This is a genomic window from Streptomyces sp. NPDC104096, from assembly GCF_055584385.1.
On record NZ_JBVJMD010000001.1, the window covers coordinates 495,544 to 515,814 of the forward strand.

The window sequence follows — 20,271 nt, forward strand, 5'->3', positions numbered from 1 at the left end:
CTAACGCTCGCCCGCGAACTCCTCAAGGGCGCGCTCCACGATGGCCTCGAGCTGTTCGTGGTGCGCGCCCTTCCAGTAGGCGCGCCCGCACTCCCGGCACTGCGCGAACACGTCGTACGACGCCTGCGTGCCGTGCTTGAGCTGGTCGGCGACCTCGTCCTTGGTGGCCTCCTTCAGCAGGCCGTTGCAGGCGGTGCAGCGGGTCCACGGGCGCAGCTCGGGGGCGAACCGGTCGAGGACGTCCCGGAGCTGGTCGTCGGGGCTGGTGCTGTAGACGAACGCGCCAGCCCACAGTTCCCGGCGGCGCAGCAGACCGCGGTCGCGGCTGAGCATCACCCGCTGTTCGGCGGCCGAGCGGGCGGCGAGCGCCGGGTCGCCGATGTCGGTCGACTCGTACGCCGTGTCCACGCCGAGCAGGCGCAGCCGGCGGGCGAGGGTGCCGAGGTGGACGTCGAGGAGGAAGCGCAGCGGGGCGCCGGGGACCCGCTGGGGGCGTTCGACCGCGCGGACGGTCACCGACTCGCCCGCGGCCGGGACGTGCGAGACCGGTACCTGGCGGCCGTCCACGACGAGCGAGCCGACCTCGGTGAGCGGGACACCGAGGGACTCGACGACATGGCCGAGGGTCGAGACGCCGTCGGTGGCCAGGGCGGTGGCGCCGTGGCGTCGGGCGTGCGGGACGAACAGGGTGAGTTCGGGGGCGACTTCGACGTGGATCTCGGGTCGGTTCACCTGGTCAGGATGACACGGGGGGCGGGGTGCGGTCTCAGGAGTTCCGCTGCGGGAGGCCGTGCTGCAGGACGTCCAGGGTGCGGTCGACGAGATCGGGGAAGTCGTCCGTGTGCCCCCGCTCGGCCCAGTAGAGGGACGCCTCCATCAGCCCGCCGACCAGGGACATGGCGTAGACCCGTACCTCGACGCTCTCCGGGTCGAGGCCGGTGCGCTCGCCGATGGCCCGGCAGAGCATGCGGCCGGTGACCGACATGCTCTCCATCATGCGCGAGCGCACCGCGGGGACCTCGACCGTCAGCCTGCTGCGCAGCCGGGACACCTCGATGTCGTCCTTGGCGCCGAGGCTGAGGGCCCGGTGCATCACGTAGCGGATGGACTCCGGCCACGGCTCGTCGGCGGGCCGGGCGCTCAGCTCGTCCATGAGGAACGCGTCGTGCTCGTCCGTGAGGACGATGTCCTCCTTGGTGGGGAAGTACCGGAAGACGGTCGACGGCGACACCTCGGCGCGCTCGGCGATCTGGTCGATCGTCGTGGCGTCGTACCCCTGCTCCTTGATCAGTCCGTAGGTGGCGGTACGGATCGCCTCCCGGGTCTTGATCTTCTTCCGCTCCCTCAGTCCCAGCCGGGGGCGGTCGTCGGGGGTGGTGCGATGTGCGGCCGTCATGGGGTTCATTGTCGGGCATCACCCGTGAGCGTGACCACGGCCGGGCTCTCGTCGCCCTCGTCGCCCTCGGGGTCCCGGGCGGGCCGCGCGCTCGGCAGGAAGGCGGCGGCCAGCAGGGCGGCGGCCAGCGAGGCGATCGCGCACACCAGCAGCACCAGGCCCATGCCGTGGACGTAGGCGCTGTCCGCGGAGGCCGCCAGGTGGGCCGAGCCCGCCTTCTCGGCGACGAGGTGCGCGGCCACCACCGAGTCCCCGGCGGCGTCGGCGGCCTTCGCGGGGAGCCCGCCGAGGTCGAGCCGGTCGCGGAAGGCGCCGGCCAGCAGGCTGCCGAGCAGGGCGATACCGATCGCGCCGCCGACCTGGCGCAGCGTCATCAGCAGCCCGGATCCGCTGCCGGCCCGGTCACGGGGCAGCGCGGCCAGGGCTCCGTCCATCGCCGGGACGACCGAGAAGCCGAAGCCGAGGCCCGCGACCGACAGCCACAGCGCGGTGAAGCCGTAGCCGGAGTCGGTCGTGGTGCGGCTGCCGAGCAGCGCGGCGAAGGCGAGGACGACCAGGCCCACGCTGACCACGGCACGGGCCCCGAACCGCGCCACCACCGGCTGGGCGGTCCGCGCGGCGATCATCAGGCCGCCCATCATCGGCAGCAGCCGCACCCCGGTGCCCAGCGCGTCGTTGCCGAGCACGGTCTGGAGGTAGGGCGGCAGGACGAACATCAGGCCGGACAGGGCGAACATCACCAGGGTCGCCGCGGCCGTGTTGAGCAGGAAGCCGCGGTGGGCGAGCAGGCTCATGTCGAGCATGGGGCGCTCGGTCCGCCGCTCGCGCAGGACCAGGCCGGCGAGCAGGACCGCGGCCGCCGCGAAGCAGGACAGGACCAGCGCGTCGCCCCAGCCGCGGCCGGGCGCCTCGATGATCGCGTAGATGAGGGCGGCGAGGCCGGAGGCGGTGAGGGCGGTGGAGACGGCGTCGACCTTCGGCGAGGCCGGGTCGCGGGTCTCGGGCAGCAGGAACAGGCAGGCCGCGACGCCGATGGCGACCATCGGGACGTTGACCAGGAAGACCGAGCCCCACCAGAAGTGGTTGAGCAGGAAGCCGCCGATGATCGGGCCGAGGGGCAGGCCGAGCGCCGAGGCGGCCGAGATGATCCCGACGGCCCGGGTGCGCTCGTCGGGGCCGAAGAGCGAGGGCAGCACGGACAGGGCGAGCGGCATCACCAGGGCCGCGCCGACGCCCATCAGGGCGCGGGCGGCGATCACCCAGTCCACCTGGTCGGCCAGGGTGCCCACCAGGGAACCGGCCAGGAAGACCACCAGCCCGGTGATCAGCATCCGGCGCCGTCCGAACCGGTCGCCGAGCAGGCCGGCGGGGAGCATCAGCGCGGCGAAGACGACGATGTACGCGTCCGCCATCCACTGGAGCTGACCGGTGGTGGCGCCGAGCTGGTCCGCCATCGTCGGCAGCGCCACATTGAGGATCGTCATGTCGAAGCCGAGCACCAGCATGCTCGCGACCAGGGCGCCCAGAGCCCACCAGCGGCGGGCGTCGCGCCGCACGTCATCGCCTTGCGTGACAGTAACCATGAAATGAGAGTAACTGTCAAAAGATGAGTACTGTCAAGTGAGGCCTGCTGTCGGCAGAGTTCGGGCAACGAAAAATGGCCACGGCTCGTGAGCCGTGGCCATGAAGCGGGAGGGGGTTACGCGTGCTGGTACGCCACCAGGGAGATCCCGACGTAGTGGACGATGAAGGCGGCCAGGGTGAGGGAGTGGAACACCTCGTGGAAGCCGAACCAGCGCGGTGACGGGTTGGGCCGCTTGATCCCGTAGATCACGCCGCCCGCGCTGTAGAGCAGGCCGCCGACGATCACCAGGACGAGGACCGCGATGCCGCCCGTGCGCATGAAGTCCGGCAGGAAGAAGACGGCCGCCCAGCCCATCGCTATGTAGCAGGGCGTGTAGAGCCAGCGCGGGGCGCCGACCCAGAAGACGCGGAAGGCGATACCCGCGGCCGCCGCGCCCCAGACGCCCCACAGCAGCCACTGCCCCTTGGCCTGCGGCAGCAGCAGCATGGTGAGCGGCGTGTAGGTGCCCGCGATGATCAGGAAGATGTTCGCGTGGTCGAGACGGCGCAGGATGCCGTCCATTCTCGGGCTCCAGTCGCCCCGGTGGTACAGCGCGCTCACGCCGAACAGCAGGCACGCCGTCAGCGCGTAGATCCCGCAGGCGATGCGGCCGCGCGGGGAGTCGGCGAGGGCGGTGAGCACCAGTCCCGAGATCAGTGCGGCCGGGAACATGCCCAGATGCAGCCAGCCGCGCAGCTTCGGCTTGATCGGGTGCGACGGGGCGGGCGCGGCGGGGCCGGGGGTGGCGGCCGACGGGTCCGTCGACGCCTCGGGGACGGGCGCAGTCATGGACCGCATGGTACCTACGGAACCGTAAGTTACGTGTCAGTACAGCCTCCGAGTGTCCATGATCTCACGTGATTCGGGCAACGCAAAAAGTCCTTCAGTCGAACGCCATGCAGACGCAAAGAAGCGCGGCTACACGTGGCGATGGTCACTCCGCTCACCTGTGACGCCCTCTGGACATATGGGCGGACTCATCGGAGGATCAAATGAGTGCGGTCGGCACCGGATGAGCGGACCTGTCTCCGCTGAGCAGCATCCGGGTCGCAGCCCCCACGGGGCCTCCAATAAAAAATCCCCTCTTTTTAGGAGCAATCGTGGCGCGCGACATCGCGGCTCCCGTCATTCCCACCAACCATCAGGAACTGATCTCGTGGGTCAACGAGATCGCCGAACTGACGCAGCCGGACAACGTGGTCTGGTGTGACGGATCCGAGGCCGAGTACGACAGGCTGTCGGCGGAACTGGTGGCCAAGGGCACCTTCCGCAAGCTCGACCCGATCAAGCGCCCCAACTCCTACTACGCGGCTTCCGACCCGACCGACGTCGCCCGGGTCGAGGACCGGACCTTCATATGCTCCGAGCGCGAGCAGGACGCCGGCCCGACCAACCACTGGAAGGACCCCGCGGAGATGCGGGAGATCTTCCAGGGTGAGAAGGGCGTCTTCCGCGGCTCGATGAAGGGCCGGACGATGTACGTCGTCCCGTTCTGCATGGGCCCGCTGGGCTCGGACCTCTCCGCGATCGGCGTCGAGATCACCGACTCCGCCTACGTCGCGGTGTCCATGCGCACGATGACCCGGATGGGACAGCCGGTCCTGGACGAGCTGGGGTCCGACGGCTTCTTCGTGAAGGCCGTGCACACCCTCGGCGCCCCCCTCGCCGAGGGCGAGGCGGACGTCCCGTGGCCGTGCAACAGCACCAAGTACATCTCCCACTTCCCCGAGAGCCGCGAGATCTGGTCCTACGGCTCCGGCTACGGCGGCAACGCGCTGCTCGGCAAGAAGTGCTACGCCCTGCGCATCGCCTCCGTCATGGCCCGTGACGAGGGCTGGCTCGCCGAGCACATGCTGATCCTCAAGCTGACCCCGCCGCAGGGCGAGTCCAAGTACGTCGCCGCCGCCTTCCCGAGCGCCTGCGGCAAGACCAACCTCGCCATGCTGGAGCCCACCGTCTCCGGCTGGACCGTCGAGACGATCGGCGACGACATCGCCTGGATGCGCTTCGGCGAGGACGGCCGCCTGTACGCGATCAACCCCGAGGCCGGCTTCTTCGGCGTCGCGCCCGGCACCGGTGAGCACACCAACGCCAACGCGATGAAGACGCTGTGGGGCAACTCCGTCTTCACCAACGTCGCCCTCACCGACGACGACGACATCTGGTGGGAGGGCATGACGGAGGAGACCCCTGCCCACCTCACCGACTGGAAGGGCAACGACTGGACGCCCGAGTCCGGCGCGCCCGCCGCCCATCCCAACGCCCGCTTCACCGTCCCCGCCGCCCAGTGCCCGATCATCGCGCCCGAGTGGGAGGACCCGAAGGGCGTGCCGATCTCGGCGATCCTCTTCGGCGGCCGCCGCGCCACCGCGGTGCCCCTGGTGACGGAGTCCTTCGACTGGAACCACGGCGTGTTCCTCGGCGCGAACGTCGCCTCCGAGAAGACCGCCGCCGCCGAGGGCAAGGTCGGCGAGCTGCGCCGCGACCCCTTCGCCATGCTGCCGTTCTGCGGCTACAACATGGGCGACTACATGGGCCACTGGGTCGACGTCGCCAAGGACAAGGACCAGGCGAAGCTCCCGAAGATCTACTACGTCAACTGGTTCCGCAAGAACGACGAGGGCAAGTTCGTCTGGCCCGGCTTCGGCGAGAACAGCCGCGTCCTGAAGTGGATCGTCGACCGCCTCGACGGCCGCGCGGAGGGCGTCGAGACCCCCATCGGCATCCTGCCGGCCAAGGGGTCCCTGGACACCGACGGCCTGAACCTGTCCGAGTCCGACCTGGACTTCCTGCTCACGGTCGACAAGGAGGTCTGGCGCGAGGAGGCCGCCCTGGTCCCCGAGCACCTCAACACCTTCGGCGACCACACGCCCAAGGAACTGTGGGACGAGTACCGCGCCCTGGTGGAGCGCCTGGGCTGACCGGCCCCCTCAATACGCCGCGGCCGGCTCCGATCGTGCCCTGACCAGCAGTATCGTCACGGCCGGCCGCGGTGAACCACCACAGACCGGCGAGGTTGCGTACAACGGCGTGCGCGGCCCGAGGCCTGTCGCCGCGTCCCCGTCCGCCCTGACGGGGAACCGGCGGCAGGCCTTCGCCCTTTTTCCGCGGACGCCGGTCCTCTTCCCGGGTGCCGGCCCTTTCCCCGCGGGCCCCGTCCCTACTGCTGCGAGCGGTCCTCCAGGTAGCGCGTGTGCGACTCCTGCCGCCGCGCCTCCGCCTCCCGCAGGCCCGCCGCCAGCCGGTCCGCCTCCTCGTGCAGCAGCGTCAGCTGCCGCTCCAGATGCCGTTCCGGCGGCTCCTGGCCGGGAGCCAGCCGCGTCCACCACCGGGTCCGTACGAAGGTGTCGACGGCCTCCGGCAGGTCCTGCCGTACGGACCGGGAGAGCGCGTGGACGCCCTCCGGGTCCTGGGCGAGCAGCTCGGTGACCCAGCCGGGGTCGAGCAACGCGGTGAGCAGCTCGGTCAGTTCGGTCAGCCGGCCCGCGGCGGCGGGCGGCAGCTCGACCTCCGCGAGGTAGTCGCGCAGCTTCCCGAAGTCGGCGCGCACCTCGTCGAGCTGCGCGGACGGGTCCGGGAAGTCGGGCAGCGGCGGACGCTCCGGCGGGGCGATCAGCGCGCCCGCGCCGTACAGACCCGCGACCACGACCGGCCAGTACGGGCCCGCCACCCCCATGAAGGTCAGCGCCAGACCGGCGATCCCGCAGGCGGCGCCGGTGATGTTCTTGCGGCTCTCCAGGTACCCGAGGAACTTACTGGTAGCCACGGATCTCCTCGAAGGCGCCGTCCAGCGAGCCCTGCTGGGCGTCGAAGAGGCGGCCGCCGGTCAGGTCGGCGATGTGCGCGAGCTCCGCGCGGTCGGAGTCGCCGAAGAGGATGGGGAAGACGGGGATCTCCCGCCGGGCGGCGCCGAGCCTCCGGTAGAAGGCGTCGAAGTCGCCGGCGTCGTCGCCGGTGGTGTTCTCGCCGTCCGTCATCAGCACGATCGACGTGAACGTGTCGCTGTCGCCGGCGAGATGGTCGTAGGCCTTCTCCAGCGAGGTGTAGATCGCGGTCTCGCCGTCGGCGTCGAGCGCCTCGGTGTCCCGGCGGATCGCCGCGAGCCCGCTCTGCGGGTCGGACGGGCTGACGACATGGGTCCGGGCGCTCTTCACCTCCGACCCGAACGGCATCAGCGTGACCTCCTCGCGCTCGCGGAAGTCACCGGTCAGATCGGTGAGCGCCTGCTTCAGCCGGGACAGCCGGTCGCCCTCCATCGAGCCGGAGGTGTCCAGCACGTACACCGTCCGGGAGGGGCGGCGCAGTTCGTTCTCGTAGGAGTGGAGCAGCCCGTCGGCGACGGAACGGCTGCCGGGGAAGGGCAGTTCGCGCCGCCTGGAGGTGTCGAGACCGGCGGCCGGCCGCACCGAGGCCACGACCGGCCGGCGGTGGGTGCGCTCGGTGATGAGCCGCTGCACGGCGTCGGTGCGCAGGTCGTCGGCGAGGCGGCGGACGTCCGTACGGGCCGCCGCGTTCGAGGACGCCAGCGAGGAGAGCGGGTAGTCGGCGGTGACCACCCCGTCCGTGGGGCGGATCACCGTCAGGCCCGGGATGCCCTTGAGGACGGACTCGTAGTTGAGCAGCGCGTCGACGTTCCCGCGCCGGGTGTAAGCGCTCGCCAGCCAGCCCGAGGACCCCGAGGTCAGCTTCTGCCCCCGGAAGAACTCCTTCAGCCGCGGGGTGGCCTCGGCGACGTCGGCGTCGGTGAGCGCCGACTGGGCGCCGGACAGCGCGGAGGCGACCGAGATCAGGGTGGAGAAACCGGAGTTGGAGCGGGCCGGGTCGGTCATGCCGTAGGTGAGCCTGCCGTCCGCGACGGCCTTCTCGACCTGCGACCAGGTGACGTGGTCGGGCTGCCAGCCCAGGGAGTTCATCGTCCGCGTCCTCACCCCGATCGCCACCGGGCTCGACATGACGGGGGTCTCGGACACGACCTTCCTCGCCGCGTCGGGGCGCAGCCGCAGATAGGCGTTCGAGGACAGCCACACCGCGTCGAACCGGCTGTCCGCCTTGCCCTTGGCGAGCAGGTCCACGGCGTCCAGGGTGCCCATGTAGGTGGGGCGGACGGTGAGGCCGGTGTCCTTGCGGACCTGCTCCAGGACCGGCGTCATGTCGCCGAGTTCGCTGGAGGCGAGGACGCGGACGGTGCCGGGTTCGGGCGCGTCGGGATCCTTCTTCGGCTCCGCCGAACACGCCGTCAGGAGGGACAGCGCGGAGAGCGCGGCCAGGGCCGCGGCCGGAGCACGTCTCATCCGAGGCCTCCCTCGAGCGCGCCCTGCGACCGGCTGCGCTCCAGGTACGAGCTCGCGTTCTGCAGCTCCGAGGTCAGGGACTCCACGGTCGACGCCATCACCTCGGTCGCCTGGACCTTGTACGTGTCGATGGCGTCGAGGGTGCGGTAGATCTGCTGGAAGGCGGCGCGCAGGGTCTCCGCGCCCACCGCCGGGTCGGCCGCGATCCGCTGGATCTCCCCGCTCTGGCCGGCGAGCATCTCCGCGTTGCCCCGGATGAGGTCCTCGGTCGTCCCGCGCAGGGCGTTGACCTGGTCGACGACCTTCTTCTGGTGGTCGAGGGCGGAGGCCAGCATCACGGAGATGCGCAGCGCCGACACCGTGGTCGTGGCCGCCCGGTCGACGCCCTTGATCAGCTCCTCGTTGTTGCGGCGTACGACGTCCATGGCGAGGTAGCCCTGCGCGCACACCGCGAGCTGGGTCAGCAGGTCCTGCTGCTTCTGCCGGACCGGGAAGAGCACGTCCGCGCGCAGGGTGTCGCCCTGTTCGGGCTCTGTCGCCTCCACCCCGGTGATGTGCTGCTCCACGGCGGTGTCCAGGGCCTGGGTCAGCACCACGTACTCCTGGAGCTTGCCCATGGTCTCCCACAGCCGGACCCGCTCGGTCTGCAACGCGGCGTTGTCGCGCCGCAGTTCGTCCTGTCCGCCGCGCAGCGAGCCCACGATCTTGTTCAGCGTGCCCTGTGCGGAGGCGTACTTGGCGACGTGGTCGCGCAGCTTGTTGCCGCCGGGCAGCCGGGAGAGGAACTTGCGCCCCTTGTTCGCCGACAGGTCGCGCGGGTCCAGGTCCTCGACCACGCGCCGCAGTTCGACGAGCGAGCCCGCGACCTTCGACTGGGCGTCCCCGCCCCTGTCGGGCAGGCTGCGCACGGCACGCTCCAGCATCCGGTTGGACTGCGCGGCGGCGGTGCGCATCTCCCCGGCGCCGAGCGCGGTGATCTCCCCGACCTTGCCCGCGAACTCGGGCGAGCGGGCGTCCAGCGCGGTCAGGCCCTCGATGTAGGCGGTGGCCCTGGTGGCCATCTCCGTACGGACCCGGTCGTCGACGGGGACGAGCCCGCCGGCCTTCTCCCGCGGCACCGGCGCGACGGCCTCGGGCGGGCTGAGCGTGAAGTCGTTGTCCGCAGTGGTCATGTGGTTCCCCCCGTTCATCCGCGGGCCCGGCGCGCCAGTTCGTGCAGCACCTTCGAGGTGGGCACGGGCGCCTGCCGGACACCGGTCAACTGTTGCTTGAGATAGGCGGTCCGGTCGGCGGCCGCCGCCGTGAACTCGGCGGTGTCGCCCTGCGGCCGGAACCCGTGGCGCACCGCCAGCTTGCGCAGCACCGGGTCGCTGCCGAGGAGTTCGGCCAGACGGCGGCCGTCGTCGGTGAGCGGTACGACGGTGTGGTCGCTGTTGACGGTGGTGTCCGGGTAGAGGACGACCAGGTCGCCGGGGTCGTGCTGTTGTCGGAGCAGGGAGGCGACCTGGGACTCGTAGACCAGGACGAGCGGGTTGCCGGCGCCGCTGACGAAGTCCCGGAAGTTCGCGTCGGTGCTGGACTGCTGGGCGCCCTGGACGCTGACCAGCTTGTGCAGCAGGGGCGCGGTGCGCGCGATGTCGGCGTCGCTCGCCACCACCCGGCCGCCGTCGGCGACGTAGGAGGTCGCGGCGAGGTAGAGGGCGCCCGAGTTGGAGGTCTCCGGGTCGGTGCTGGAGATGTAGAGGGTGCCGGTCAGCTCCCCGTACTTGGCGGCGCCCTTGAGCTGCTGCCAGGTCCGGTCGTGCCGGGCCGCGTCCAGGTACGCGGACATGCGCAGGGTGCCGCGGTTCTCGGCGTCGAGGGTGGCGAGCCCGTTGCCGGCGAGCACCTCGGCGGCGCCGCGGCGGGCCACGACGACGAGGGGCGAGTAGAACGGGCGCGGCAGCGTCCCGTGCACCTTGTACTTCGCGGCGAGTTCGGCGGCCGGGGCCTGGCTGGACGGGAAGGCGACGTCGTACCCCTTGAGGTCGAGGCCTTCCATGGCCCATGACCCGGAGGTCTCCGCCTGCACGGTGTAGCCCTTGGCGGCGAGGGCCTTCACCACGTCTGGATCGGCGAAGAACTCCGCCTTCTCCGATCCGATCACCATACGCACGGTCTTCGTTGCCGTGCCCTTGTCCCCGTGTTCCCGGCCCGCGACGACGGCAGCCACCACTCCGCCGATCAGCAGTACCGCGAGGACCATTCCTGCGATGCGTCTCACGCCGGGGACTGTGCTCGCGGAACCATACGTTCCTGGGCGGGACGGGTGAACGGGAGGTGAAGTGGTGATCCCGGTATGCAACGGGAGGACAGCAGTCCGAAGGGAGATACAGGGCGCCCGGTCCGCGCGTCGCTGCGGGTGCACGCGGACCGGGGCCGTTCGGGGCCCCGGTGAGGGGGTGTCAGCCGGCGGCGCTCAACTCCGGCCGTTGCGCCGCGGCGTGCGCGTCCATGCGCTCCGCCGCCAGGATGGCCGCCGCGGTGTCGGCGCGGGACGCGGCGACGACGAGGGCGCGGCCCGCGAGCGTGTGCGCCCGCTCGTGCAGTGCCGCGCGGAGCTGCTCGTCGCCGGCGGTGGCCACCGCGGCGCGGACCGGCGCGCGACCCGCGCGCAGCCGGGTCACCTGCTGGGCGAGACGTTCGGCCGCGGTGTCGAGATCGGCCGACGGGTCCGTGCCGCGCAGTTCGTCCGTGACGGCGAGCAGCGCCGCGAGATGTCCTGCGAGCTGGATGTCCAGCTCCTCCTCGCGGGAGCGGTGGGGGAAGTCGGAGGTGTCGCCGGCCATCGTGCTGTGGACCGACTTGGTGCGGATCGGCTCGTACATGGGATGGTCTCCTGTGCTGTGACAGGAAACCATCCTAGCTTGGATTTCGTCTAAAGTTGCATCGTTCGAGGAAGGCGGCCGTCACCGGTCCCCCCGGGGTGCGGTCAGGTCTGGCTGTAGCCGTCCAGGAAGGTGCCGATCCGGCCGATCGCGTCCTGGAGGTCCCCGACCGACGGCAGGGTCACCACCCGGAAGTGATCGGGCTCGGGCCAGTTGAAGCCGGTGCCCTGGACGACCATGATCTTCTCGCTGCGCAGCAGGTCGAGGACCATCTGCCGGTCGTCCTTGATCTTGAAGACCTTGGGGTCCAGGCGCGGGAACAGATACAGCGCCCCCTTCGGCCGTACGCAGGTCACGCCCGGGATCCGGGTCAGCAGCTCGTAGGCGGTGTCCACCTGCTCCTTCAGCCGCCCGCCCGGCAGCACCAGCTCGTTGATCGTCTGGCGGCCGCTGAGCGCGGCGACCACGCCGTGCTGGCCCGGCATGTTCGCGCACAGGCGCATGTTCGCCAGGATCGTCAGACCCTCTATGTACGACTGGGCGTGCGCGCGGGGGCCGGAGACCGACATCCAGCCGACGCGGTAGCCGGCCACCCGGTAGGCCTTCGACATGCCGTTGAAGGTGAGGGTGAGCAGGTCGGGCGCGATCGCGGCGGTCGGGGTGTGGGTGGCGCCGTCGTAGAGGATCTTGTCGTAGATCTCGTCCGAGCAGACCAGCAGGTTGTGGCGGCGGGCGATGTCGGTCAGGCCCCTGAGCATCGCGTCGTCGTAGACCGCGCCCGTCGGGTTGTTCGGGTTGATGACGACGATCGCCTTGGTGCGGTCGGTGATCTTCCGTTCCACGTCCGCGAGGTCGGGCATCCAGTCGGACTGCTCGTCGCACCGGTAGTGCACGGCCGTGCCGCCGGACAGGGAGACGGCCGCTGTCCACAGGGGGTAGTCGGGGGCCGGTACGAGGACCTCGTCGCCGTCGTCCAGCAGGGCCTGCATCGCCATCACGATCAGCTCGGAGACACCGTTGCCGATGAAGACGTGCTCGACGTCCGTCTCGATGCCGAGGGTCTGGTTGTGCATGACCACGGCCCGGCGGGCGGCCAGCAGGCCCTTCGCGTCGCCGTAGCCGTGCGCCGTGGAGACGTTGCGGAGGATGTCCTCCAGGATCTCCGGCGGACACTCGAAGCCGAAGGCGGCCGGGTTGCCGGTGTTCAGCTTGAGGATCCGGTGCCCCGCCGCCTCCAGTCGCATCGCCTCCTCGAGCACCGGGCCCCGGATCTCGTAACAGACGTTGGCGAGCTTGGTCGACTGGATCACCTGCATGTCCGTGAGCTTACGGCTCGATAACGTCTCTTGGGTCGTGTTTTCCGCCACGTGAGACACGGCGGTTTGTACGGGTATCGCCGAGAGCTGTCACAGGAGCCCCACCTGTACCTAGAATCCGCGATCATGTCCATCCCATCTCAGCGCCAGGACGGGACGTACGGCCCCTTTGCCGCAGACGACCCGGCCGGCGCTTCCGGCGCCCACCTCGGGGCGGAGTCCCCGGCGCACCCGAACGTGTACCGGCCGCAGGCCGCCGCTCCGGCTCCGGCGTACGAGGAGTACACCGATCCCGCGGCCGCGCACGGCTGGACGAACTCGTACGACGAGACCCGCGAACTGCCGGCGCTGGTGGATGGCGAGATACCGCCGGGATATCCCGGGCATCCCGTGCACCCCGGGTATCCCGGCCATCCGGGGAATCCGGAGCATTCCGGCCATTCGGAGTACCCCGGGTATCCGGGGGAGAGCGACCGTCCCGGCGACGACGGGTCCCAGGACGCGGACGGGTACGCGGGGGGCTACGGACATCCGAACGAGGCCGGGGTCGGGGTCGGGCGGGTCGGGTACTCCGTGCCGCCCGCGGGTCCCGGCCGCCGGTCCCGGCGCAAACCGGGTGCCGTGCGCAGGCGCCGGACGGCGATCGTCGCCGGCGCGGCGGGGGTCGTGTCCGTGGCGGCGGTGCTGGCCGGACTCTCCTTCACCGGCTCCGGCGGCGCGGGCGGCGAGCGGGACGGTACGGCCGGGGGGTCCGCGGCGCCGGACGACACGGAGACGGGCACGGCCGCGGTCACACTGCAGGACCCCGAAGGGGTGACGCCCTCCGCCGCCCCCGAGACCTCGACGGCTTCGGCCGGCGCCCCGGCCGCCACGCGGTCGGCCTCCGCCGCGCCCTCCGCGAGCGCGTCGGCGTCCCCGGGCAGGAGCGAGAACCCCTCGGCCACGGCCTCCGTCGGCCCGAAGACCCCCGCCACCACCCCCACGGCGAGCGCCCCGGCCGCCACCCCGTCCGGCCGCGGCCACGGCCACGGCTGGGGCCACGGCGGCGGCGACCAGGGCTGACGCCCGGCCCGCGACGAGGCACGCGCGGCCTCGCGGTGCGTCCGGTCACCCGGGCCGTCCGGCCCGCCCCGGCCTCACGGCCCGACCGGTCGTCTCCGGGCCGCCCCGGCCCGCTCCCGCCCCCAGGGGCGTCCGGCCGGGATTCGGCCACCTCCGGCCGGAAAGCGCTCGTTGCCCGCACGTCCCCCTGTCATCACAATGTGCATGACAAAACAGTGGTGGCCGGAAGATCTCCGGTCGCCTCCGTCGTAAGAGGGGACCCCCACATGAGAAAGCCTCTCGTCGCCGCGCTCTTCGCCCTGGTGATCGCCGGGGCGGGCGCGGCACCCGCGGTCGCCGCCCCCGCACCCGAGGCGCCCGCGTCCGTCAGCAGTGCCGCCGCCCCGACGCGGACCGCCGCAGCCCCCACGCTCCAGGCCGTCACCTTCGCGGGCACCGTATCGCTCAGCAACTGCTCCGGCTCGGTGATCCGCTTCCCGAACTCCGCGTCCACCGACCCGGCGCTGGTCCTCACCAACGGCCACTGCCTGGAGACCGGCTTCCCGGAGCCCGGCGAGGTGATCGTCGGCCAGTCGTCCAGCCGCACCTTCGGACTGCTCAACTCCGCGGGCACCAGGGTGGCGACCCTGCGGGCGAGCAAGGTCGCGTACTCGACGATGACGGACACCGACATCACGATCTACCAGCTCACCAGCACCTACGCGACGATCCTGAGCTCCTACGGCATCAGCCCGCTGACCCTCGCCGACACCCACCCGGTCGCCGGTACCGCCATCACCGTCGCCTCCGGGTACTGGAAGCGGTACTACAGCTGCAACGTCGACGGGTTCGTGTACCGCCTGAAGGAGGGCGACTGGACCTGGAAGGACTCGGTCCGCTACACCTCCGCCTGCCAGACGATCGGCGGCACCTCCGGCTCCCCGGTCATCGACCAGGCCACCAACAAGGTCGTCGCGGTCAACAACACGGGCAACGAGGACGGCGCGACCTGCACGGAGAACAACCCCTGCGAGGTCGACGCGAGCGGCAACGTGACCGTCCGCAAGGGCATCAACTACGCGCAGGAGACCTACCAGATCCCGGCCTGCTTCAAGACCGGCAACCAGCTCAACCTGAGCGCGAGCGCGTGCACCCTGCCCAAGCCCTAGGGTGAGCGGCGGGCGGTCACCGGGGAGTCCTGCGGACCGCCCGCCCCGCCAGTACGTCCGTCCGTCGGCCGTCCTCGATCACGAACCGGCCGTCGACCAGGACGTACGGGATGCCCGTCGGCGGCGTGCGCGGGGCGTCGTACGTCGAGCCCGCCGCGACCGTCGCCGGGTCGAACAGCACCAGGTCGGCCCGGTACCCCTCGCGGACCAGCCCGCGGTCCGGCAGCCTCAGCCGGGCCGCCGGGCGTCCGGTGAGGTGGGCGACGCACTCCTCCAGCGACAGCACCCCCAGCTCCCGCGCGTAGTGCCCGAGATAGCGCGGGAAGGTGCCGTACGCCCGCGGATGCGGCCTGGCGCCCGTCAGGATGCCGTCCGAGCCGCCGGTGTGGACCCGGTGCCGCATGATCGCCCGGACGTTCTCCTCGTGCCCCACGTGTTGCAGGATCGTCGGCCCCAGCCGGTCCGCGAGCAGCAGCCGGCGGGCGGTCGCCCAGGGGGCCTCGCCGCGCAGCCGCGCCGACGCGAGGACCGTACGGCCGACGAGGTCGCCGAGCGCCGGGTCGGCGACCCCCGAGATCTCGACCGTGTCCCAGTCGACGGGCACCCCGTGGCAGCCGTCCGCGCCGGTGACCTCCAGGTCGTGCCGGATCCGCTCGGCGGTCGCGTCGTCCGCCAGCCGCCGCAGCAGCTCCTCGGGGCCGCCCTCGCCCGCCCAGCTCGGCAGCAGGGCCACCAGGGTCGTGCAGCCGGGGGTGTAGGGGTAGCTGTCGAGGGTGAGGTCGGCGCCGTCGGCCAGCGCCTCGTCCAGCAGCGCCAGCAGTTCGGGCGCCCGCCCCTCGTTCACGCCGAAGTTCATGGTGGCGTGGGTGAGATGGAGCGCGCAGCCGGCCTCCCGGGCCAGGTCCACCATCTCCGCGTACGCCTCCAGCGCACCGGCCCCGTACGAGCGGTGGTGCGGGGCGTAGTAGCCGCCGTAGTGCGCCACCACCCGGCACAGTTCCGTCAGTTCGGCGTTCCCGGCGTACATGCCGGGGGTGTAGGTGAGTCCGGAGGAGAGACCGACCGCGCCCTGTTCCAGGCCCTCGGCGACCAGCCGCCGCATCCGCTCCAGCTCCCCGGACGTGGCCGGGCGGTCCTCCCAGCCGACGACGAGCGCGCGGACCGTGCCCTGGGGGACGAGATAGGCCGCGTTCACGGCGATGCCCCGGTCCAGCCGGTCGAGGTACCCGCCCACCGACCGCCAGTCGAGGTCGAGGTCGTCGCCGTACCCGTTCCAGCCGGTGATCGCCCGGCGCACCTCGTCGAGCGTGCGGTCGTCGACGGGGGCGTACGACAGACCGTCCTGGCCGATCACCTCCAGCGTGACGCCCTGCGCGGCCTTCGCCGAGTGGTCGGGGTCGCGCAGCAGCGCCAGGTCGCTGTGGGCGTGCATGTCGATGAAGCCGGGCGACAGCACCAGCCCCTCGGCGTCCAGCTCCCGGCGCGCCCGGGGGCGCTGGCAGCCCGCCGCGGCGGCCTCCTTGACGATCGAGACGATCCGGCCGTCGTCCACGACCACGTCGGCGCGGTACGCGTCCGCGCCGGTGCCGTCCACGACGTCCGCGTCCCGGATGACGAGGTTCTCCACGCCGGCCCTCCTCGGAGGCAGGTGATCGGAAACGTGCTCAGAAGAACGTGCGGACGCAGTCGACGACCGTGCCGTCCGCCTCGGCGACCGGGATCAGCGGCCACTTGTCGAAGGACGTGCACGGGTGGGACAGGCCGAGGCCCACCCAGTCGCCCACCTCCAGCTCCGCCTCGGGGGCCGTGCGCAGCCAGGCGTGCTGGTCGGACAGCGCGGTGACCTCGATGCCGGTGGCGGGCCGCTCGACGCCGTCCCTGCGCACCACCTGGGCGACCGGCAGGCCGAGGTCGTAGGCCGCGTCGCGCTTGCCCGCGTTGACGAAGGCCTGCTCGGCGGACGGACGCGAGACCACCTGGGTCCACAGCCGGAACGCGGGCTCCAGGGCGCCCTCCTCGGGGACCCGGTTGAAGGGGGTCAGCCTGCGGTAGTGGCCGTCGTCGTGCGAGATGTAGGCGCCCGAGCGCAGCAGCTTCAGCACGGGCGAGGAGAGCTCGGGGATCTCGGCGAACACATCGGCGACCGCGTCGAACCAGGCGCTGCCGCCCGCGCTGACGACGATCTCGTCCACGCCGACGAAGTGCCCCGCCTTGTCGAGGTCGACGGCCAGCGCCACCAGCCGGCGCAGCCAGGCGTGCACCCGCTCCGGGGTCGCCTGCGGCACCTCGCCCTCGTAACCCGCCACCCCGACCAGGCGCAGCTCCGGCACGGCCGCCACCGCGTCGGCGACCGCCGCGCACTCCGCCTCCGTACGGACGCCGGTGCGCGCGCCCTCGCCGGCCGCCAGCTCCACCACCACGTCCACCGGCCGCGCCGCCCCCGCCAGCGCCGCGCCCATCAGCTCCACCCCGCGCACGGAGTCGACGTAACAGACGAGCCGGAAGGCGGGGTCGGCGGCCAGCTCGCCCGCGATCCAGCGCAGCGAGGCCGCGTCCACCACTTCGTTGGCGAGGAAGACCCGTTCGACGCCGAACGCCCGCGCCACCCGCACCTGGTGCGGCACGGCCAGGGTGATGCCCCAGGCGCCGTGCTCGATCTGCCGCTGGAAGAGCCGGGGCGCCATGGTGGTCTTGCCGTGCGGGGCGAAGGCCAGCCCGTGCCGGGCCGCGTACGTCTCCATCAGCTTCAGGTTGTGCTCCAGCCGCTCGGCCGACAGGGCCAGGACCGGGGTGGCGAATCCGCCGGTGAACAGGTTGCGGCGCTGGGCGGCCAGCTCGCCGACGGTCAGTCCGTCGGCGTCCGGCGGGAAGCCCTTGAAACGGTGGTCGACGCGTTCCTCGGCCAGGCGGGCGAGCGCCTCGATGCCCATGGGACCTCCTGATCTGGTGCGTTGCATATATCGCAACGCTCGTTGCGTGTGCCGCTCACTGCTGTCTAACATCTCGGCCGACACGGGGTCAACGAAGCCGTCGTACCCCGAGGACCGAGGAGTTACGACGATCGTGGCCGCCGCCGGACCCCGCAACGCCCCCGACGTGGTGGACGTCGTGGCGCTCGGCGAGTCCATGGTCACTTTCCTGCCCTCCAGGCCCGGCCGCCTCGCCGACGTGCCCTCCTTCGCCCGCGCCATCGGCGGCGCCGAGTCCAACGTGGTCTGCGCGCTGGCGGCCGCGGGCCACTCCGCGCGCTGGGTCGGCCGGGTCGGCGCCGACGGCTTCGGCGACCATCTGGTCGAGACGATCGGCTCCCACGGCGTCGACGTCACGTCCGTCGGGCGCGACCCGGCGCGGCCGACCGGCGTCTACTTCCGTACGGCCCAGGACCGGGCGAGCGACGCGCACGAAGTGGCGTACTACCGGACCGGTTCCGCCGCCTCGGCGATGTCCGCGCACAACGTCGACCTGCGCGCGGTACGCGCCGGACGGGTGCTGCACCTGACCGGGATCACCGCGGCCCTCTCCGCCGACTGCCGCGCTCTGCTGCGCGAGCTGACCGCCCGCCGGCCGTCGGCGGGCCCGCGCCCGCCGGTCTCCTTCGACGTCAACCACCGGCCCGCGCTGTGGCGGGACGCCGACGGGCCGCGGGTGCTGCGGGAACTGGCCCGGGACGCCGACATCGTGTTCGTCGGGGAGGACGAGGCGCGGGAGCTGTGGGGTCTGGAGGACCCCGAGGCCGTCCGTGCCGCCTTCCCCGGCCCCGCCGTCCTCGTCGTCAAACAGGGCGACAAGGGGGCCACCGCCTTTGCCACCGCCTTCGCCGAGGGGGCGGGCGGGACGGGCCCGGAGAACGGCGGCGAGGGGTGCGGTCGGTCGGACGCCGGGACGGACCCCGGGACGGGCGCCGGGAGGGGCGCCGGGAGGGGCGGCGAGGGGGCCGGGCGGGGCGCCGGCCGAAAGGCCGACCGGCGGGCCGGTCTGTTCGTCCCCGCCCTGCGGGTCGACGTCGTGGCCGCGGCCGGCGCCGGTGACGCCTTCGCGGCCGGCTTCCTCTCCGCCACCCTGCGCGGACTCCCCGTCCGCGACCGGCTCCGCCACGGCCACCTCATGGCCGCCGCCGCCCTCACCGCCCCCGGCGACCTCGCCGTCCCCCCGACCCGCGGCCACGCCGACCGCCTCGCAGCCCTCGACGACACCGCGTGGGGGAGACTTCGACTCGGCCCCGGCTGGACCACCCAGGACGCACCCCGGGCGCCGGAGGAGGCACACACCCCATGAGCCAGACCGTCGACCGCGCGCTGAGCATCCTGCCGCTGCTCGCGGAGGGCCCCGCCGACCTCGGACAGGTCGCCGACCGGCTCGGCGTCCACAAGTCCACCGCCCTGCGCCTGCTGCGCACCCTCCACGAGCACGGACTGGTCTACCGCCAGTCCGACCAGCGCTACCGCCTCGGCGCCCGCCTCTTCGCGCTCGCCCAGGAGGCGATGGAGAACCTCGACATCCGCGAGATCGCCCACCCCCACCTGGTCCGGCTGAACGAGAACTGCGGGCACACCGTCCACCTCGCCGTGTACGAGGACGACGAGGTCCTCTACATCGACAAGGTGGAGAGCCGCTATCCCGTGCGCATGTACTCCCGGATCGGCAAGCCGGTGGCGCTGACCGTCGCCGCGGTGGCGAAACTGCTGCTGGCCGACCTGCCCGAGGCCGAGCGCCGCGCCCTCGCGGAGAAGCTCGACTACCCCCTGTACACGGCCCGTTCGACACCCAACGCCACCACGTTCCTGCGGGAGCTGGAGCAGGCGCGCGAACGGGGCTGGGCCACCGACCTCGGCGGTCACGAGGAGTCCATCAACTGCGTCGCGGCCCCCGTCCGCGGCGCCGACGGCCGCGTGGTCGCCGCGATGTCGGTCTCCGCGCCCAACGTCGTCGTCACCGCCGACGAACTGCTCACCCTGCTCCCGCTGGTACGCCGCACGGCCGACGAGATCAGCGGCGAGTACTCCGGCCGAACACCCGTGACGCGCCCACCCGTATGAGCCCACCCGTACGACCGCCCGCCCCGTGACGAAGGACCGCCGATGACGGACAAGACCGCCCTCACCCCGAAGACCCACAGCACCCCGCCCGCGCGGTTCTCGCACGGCGTCAGGAAGGGCAACATCCTCCAGGTCGCCGGCCAGGTCGGCTTCCTCCCCGCCGAGGAGGGCAAGCCGCCCACCCCGGCCGGTCCCACCCTGCGCGAACAGACCCTCCAGACCCTCGCCAACGTCCAGGCGGTCCTCGAGGAGGGCGGCGCGAGCTGGGAGGACGCGATGATGATCCGGGTCTATCTGACGGACGTCGACCACTTCGCCGAGATGAACCGGATCTACAACGCCTACTTCGAGGAGCAGGGCCTCACCCAGCCGCCCGCGGCCCGTACGACGGTCTACGTCGGTCTGCCGGCCGGACTGCTCGTCGAGATCGACGCCCTCGCCGTCCTGGACTGACGGTCACCCGATTCCACCCGTACACGCACCACACGGCGCGGCGCCCGCGCACATCCTTCCGGGCGCCGCGCCGCGCTC

Annotated in this window: 18 protein-coding genes; 6 read left to right on the plus strand and 12 right to left on the minus strand. The window is 72.1% G+C overall.

The features are described from left to right. From ACZ60B_RS02340 to trhA, 4 genes are all read right to left on the minus strand, one after another. Positions 1 to 732, minus strand: a complete 732-nt coding sequence (locus tag ACZ60B_RS02340; protein WP_469383485.1) for a Mut7-C RNAse domain-containing protein — start codon at positions 730 to 732, stop codon at positions 1 to 3. Positions 733 to 766: 34 nt separating this feature from the next. Next, a complete protein-coding gene (locus ACZ60B_RS02345; RefSeq protein WP_469383486.1) occupies positions 767 to 1,396 on the minus strand; it encodes a TetR/AcrR family transcriptional regulator in 630 nt (209 codons plus the stop codon). Between the two features lie 5 nt (positions 1,397 to 1,401). Continuing rightward, the gene (locus tag ACZ60B_RS02350; protein WP_469383487.1) at positions 1,402 to 2,979 is read right to left on the minus strand and encodes an MFS transporter; all 1,578 of its coding nucleotides are present in this window, start codon (positions 2,977 to 2,979) and stop codon (positions 1,402 to 1,404) included. Between the two features lie 116 nt (positions 2,980 to 3,095). Beyond that, entirely contained in the window at positions 3,096 to 3,809 is a 714-nt protein-coding gene (trhA, locus tag ACZ60B_RS02355) for a PAQR family membrane homeostasis protein TrhA (protein ID WP_469383489.1), read from the minus strand. A gap of 311 nt (positions 3,810 to 4,120) precedes the next feature. Between trhA and ACZ60B_RS02360 the strand changes: the two genes are divergently transcribed. Next, positions 4,121 to 5,941 (plus strand): phosphoenolpyruvate carboxykinase (GTP), encoded by a 1,821-nt coding sequence (locus tag ACZ60B_RS02360; RefSeq protein ID WP_469383490.1) that lies wholly within the window; start codon positions 4,121 to 4,123, stop codon positions 5,939 to 5,941. A 239-nt stretch (positions 5,942 to 6,180) separates the two neighbouring features. Here the strand turns inward: ACZ60B_RS02360 and ACZ60B_RS02365 are convergent, their stop codons facing one another. The 6 genes from ACZ60B_RS02365 to ACZ60B_RS02390 all read right to left on the minus strand — a co-directional run bounded on the left by ACZ60B_RS02365 (position 6,181) and on the right by ACZ60B_RS02390 (position 12,494). Further along, positions 6,181 to 6,786: a hypothetical protein gene (locus ACZ60B_RS02365; protein WP_469383492.1), complete on the minus strand. Its 606-nt coding sequence runs from the start codon at positions 6,784 to 6,786 to the stop codon at positions 6,181 to 6,183. After that, positions 6,773 to 8,311 (minus strand): vWA domain-containing protein, encoded by a 1,539-nt coding sequence (locus tag ACZ60B_RS02370; RefSeq protein WP_469383494.1) that lies wholly within the window; start codon positions 8,309 to 8,311, stop codon positions 6,773 to 6,775. Before ACZ60B_RS02370 ends, ACZ60B_RS02365 begins: the two co-directional genes overlap by 14 nt. Further along, on the minus strand, positions 8,308 to 9,483 hold the full coding sequence (locus ACZ60B_RS02375) for a toxic anion resistance protein (protein ID WP_469383495.1): 1,176 nt from the start codon (positions 9,481 to 9,483) through the stop codon (positions 8,308 to 8,310). Before ACZ60B_RS02375 ends, ACZ60B_RS02370 begins: the two co-directional genes overlap by 4 nt. A 14-nt stretch (positions 9,484 to 9,497) precedes the next feature. Beyond that, on the minus strand, positions 9,498 to 10,574 hold the full coding sequence (locus tag ACZ60B_RS02380; RefSeq protein WP_469383497.1) for a substrate-binding domain-containing protein: 1,077 nt from the start codon (positions 10,572 to 10,574) through the stop codon (positions 9,498 to 9,500). A 181-nt stretch (positions 10,575 to 10,755) separates the two neighbouring features. Next, positions 10,756 to 11,178: an SCO4983 family protein gene (locus ACZ60B_RS02385; RefSeq protein WP_469383498.1), complete on the minus strand. Its 423-nt coding sequence runs from the start codon at positions 11,176 to 11,178 to the stop codon at positions 10,756 to 10,758. A 104-nt stretch (positions 11,179 to 11,282) separates the two neighbouring features. Beyond that, a complete protein-coding gene (locus tag ACZ60B_RS02390) occupies positions 11,283 to 12,494 on the minus strand; it encodes a pyridoxal phosphate-dependent aminotransferase (RefSeq protein ID WP_469383500.1) in 1,212 nt (403 codons plus the stop codon). 126 nt (positions 12,495 to 12,620) lie between these two features. Between ACZ60B_RS02390 and ACZ60B_RS02395 the strand changes: the two genes are divergently transcribed. Beyond that, positions 12,621 to 13,556, plus strand: coding sequence for a hypothetical protein (locus tag ACZ60B_RS02395; protein WP_469383502.1), 936 nt, complete (start codon positions 12,621 to 12,623; stop codon positions 13,554 to 13,556). Positions 13,557 to 13,822: 266 nt separating this feature from the next. After that, a complete protein-coding gene (locus ACZ60B_RS02400; protein ID WP_469383504.1) occupies positions 13,823 to 14,704 on the plus strand; it encodes a S1 family peptidase in 882 nt (293 codons plus the stop codon). Positions 14,705 to 14,720: 16 nt separating this feature from the next. Here the strand turns inward: ACZ60B_RS02400 and ACZ60B_RS02405 are convergent, their stop codons facing one another. Both ACZ60B_RS02405 and ACZ60B_RS02410 read right to left on the minus strand, forming a co-directional pair. Continuing rightward, entirely contained in the window at positions 14,721 to 16,331 is a 1,611-nt protein-coding gene (locus ACZ60B_RS02405; protein WP_469383506.1) for an N-acyl-D-amino-acid deacylase family protein, read from the minus strand. A gap of 37 nt (positions 16,332 to 16,368) precedes the next feature. Then, positions 16,369 to 17,634 carry an amino acid deaminase gene (locus ACZ60B_RS02410; RefSeq protein WP_469383508.1) on the minus strand — a complete coding sequence of 422 codons (1,266 nt, stop codon included), beginning with the start codon at positions 17,632 to 17,634 and terminating at the stop codon, positions 16,369 to 16,371. Positions 17,635 to 17,767: 133 nt separating this feature from the next. Here ACZ60B_RS02410 and ACZ60B_RS02415 point away from each other — a divergent pair, with 133 nt between their 5' ends. Genes ACZ60B_RS02415 through ACZ60B_RS02425 form a run of 3 tightly spaced genes read left to right on the plus strand, consistent with a single transcriptional unit; the run spans position 17,768 to position 20,193 of the window. Further along, positions 17,768 to 18,979 carry a sugar kinase gene (locus ACZ60B_RS02415; protein ID WP_469383510.1) on the plus strand — a complete coding sequence of 404 codons (1,212 nt, stop codon included), beginning with the start codon at positions 17,768 to 17,770 and terminating at the stop codon, positions 18,977 to 18,979. After that, a complete protein-coding gene (locus ACZ60B_RS02420; RefSeq protein WP_469383512.1) occupies positions 18,976 to 19,740 on the plus strand; it encodes an IclR family transcriptional regulator in 765 nt (254 codons plus the stop codon). The genes ACZ60B_RS02415 and ACZ60B_RS02420 overlap by 4 nt, the downstream gene beginning before the upstream one ends. Before the next feature lie 42 nt (positions 19,741 to 19,782). Next, a complete protein-coding gene (locus tag ACZ60B_RS02425) occupies positions 19,783 to 20,193 on the plus strand; it encodes a RidA family protein (protein WP_469383513.1) in 411 nt (136 codons plus the stop codon). Positions 20,194 to 20,271 lie beyond the last annotated feature (78 nt).

Bases quoted from the DNA above. Each gene is read 5' to 3' on its own strand.
- ACZ60B_RS02385 (WP_469383498.1), bottom strand. From the start codon at position 11,178: ATGTACGAGCCGATCCGCACCAAGTCGGTCCACAGCACGATGGCCGGC.
- ACZ60B_RS02350 (WP_469383487.1), bottom strand. From the start codon at position 2,979: ATGGTTACTGTCACGCAAGGCGATGACGTGCGGCGCGACGCCCGCCGC.
- ACZ60B_RS02395 (WP_469383502.1), top strand. From the start codon at position 12,621: ATGTCCATCCCATCTCAGCGCCAGGACGGGACGTACGGCCCCTTTGCC.
- ACZ60B_RS02345 (WP_469383486.1), bottom strand. From the start codon at position 1,396: ATGACGGCCGCACATCGCACCACCCCCGACGACCGCCCCCGGCTGGGA.
- ACZ60B_RS02410 (WP_469383508.1), bottom strand. From the start codon at position 17,634: ATGGGCATCGAGGCGCTCGCCCGCCTGGCCGAGGAACGCGTCGACCAC.
- ACZ60B_RS02425 (WP_469383513.1), top strand. From the start codon at position 19,783: ATGACGGACAAGACCGCCCTCACCCCGAAGACCCACAGCACCCCGCCC.
- ACZ60B_RS02390 (WP_469383500.1), bottom strand. From the start codon at position 12,494: ATGCAGGTGATCCAGTCGACCAAGCTCGCCAACGTCTGTTACGAGATC.
- ACZ60B_RS02375 (WP_469383495.1), bottom strand. From the start codon at position 9,483: ATGACCACTGCGGACAACGACTTCACGCTCAGCCCGCCCGAGGCCGTC.
- ACZ60B_RS02370 (WP_469383494.1), bottom strand. From the start codon at position 8,311: ATGAGACGTGCTCCGGCCGCGGCCCTGGCCGCGCTCTCCGCGCTGTCC.
- trhA (WP_469383489.1), bottom strand. From the start codon at position 3,809: ATGACTGCGCCCGTCCCCGAGGCGTCGACGGACCCGTCGGCCGCCACC.
- ACZ60B_RS02420 (WP_469383512.1), top strand. From the start codon at position 18,976: ATGAGCCAGACCGTCGACCGCGCGCTGAGCATCCTGCCGCTGCTCGCG.
- ACZ60B_RS02400 (WP_469383504.1), top strand. From the start codon at position 13,823: ATGAGAAAGCCTCTCGTCGCCGCGCTCTTCGCCCTGGTGATCGCCGGG.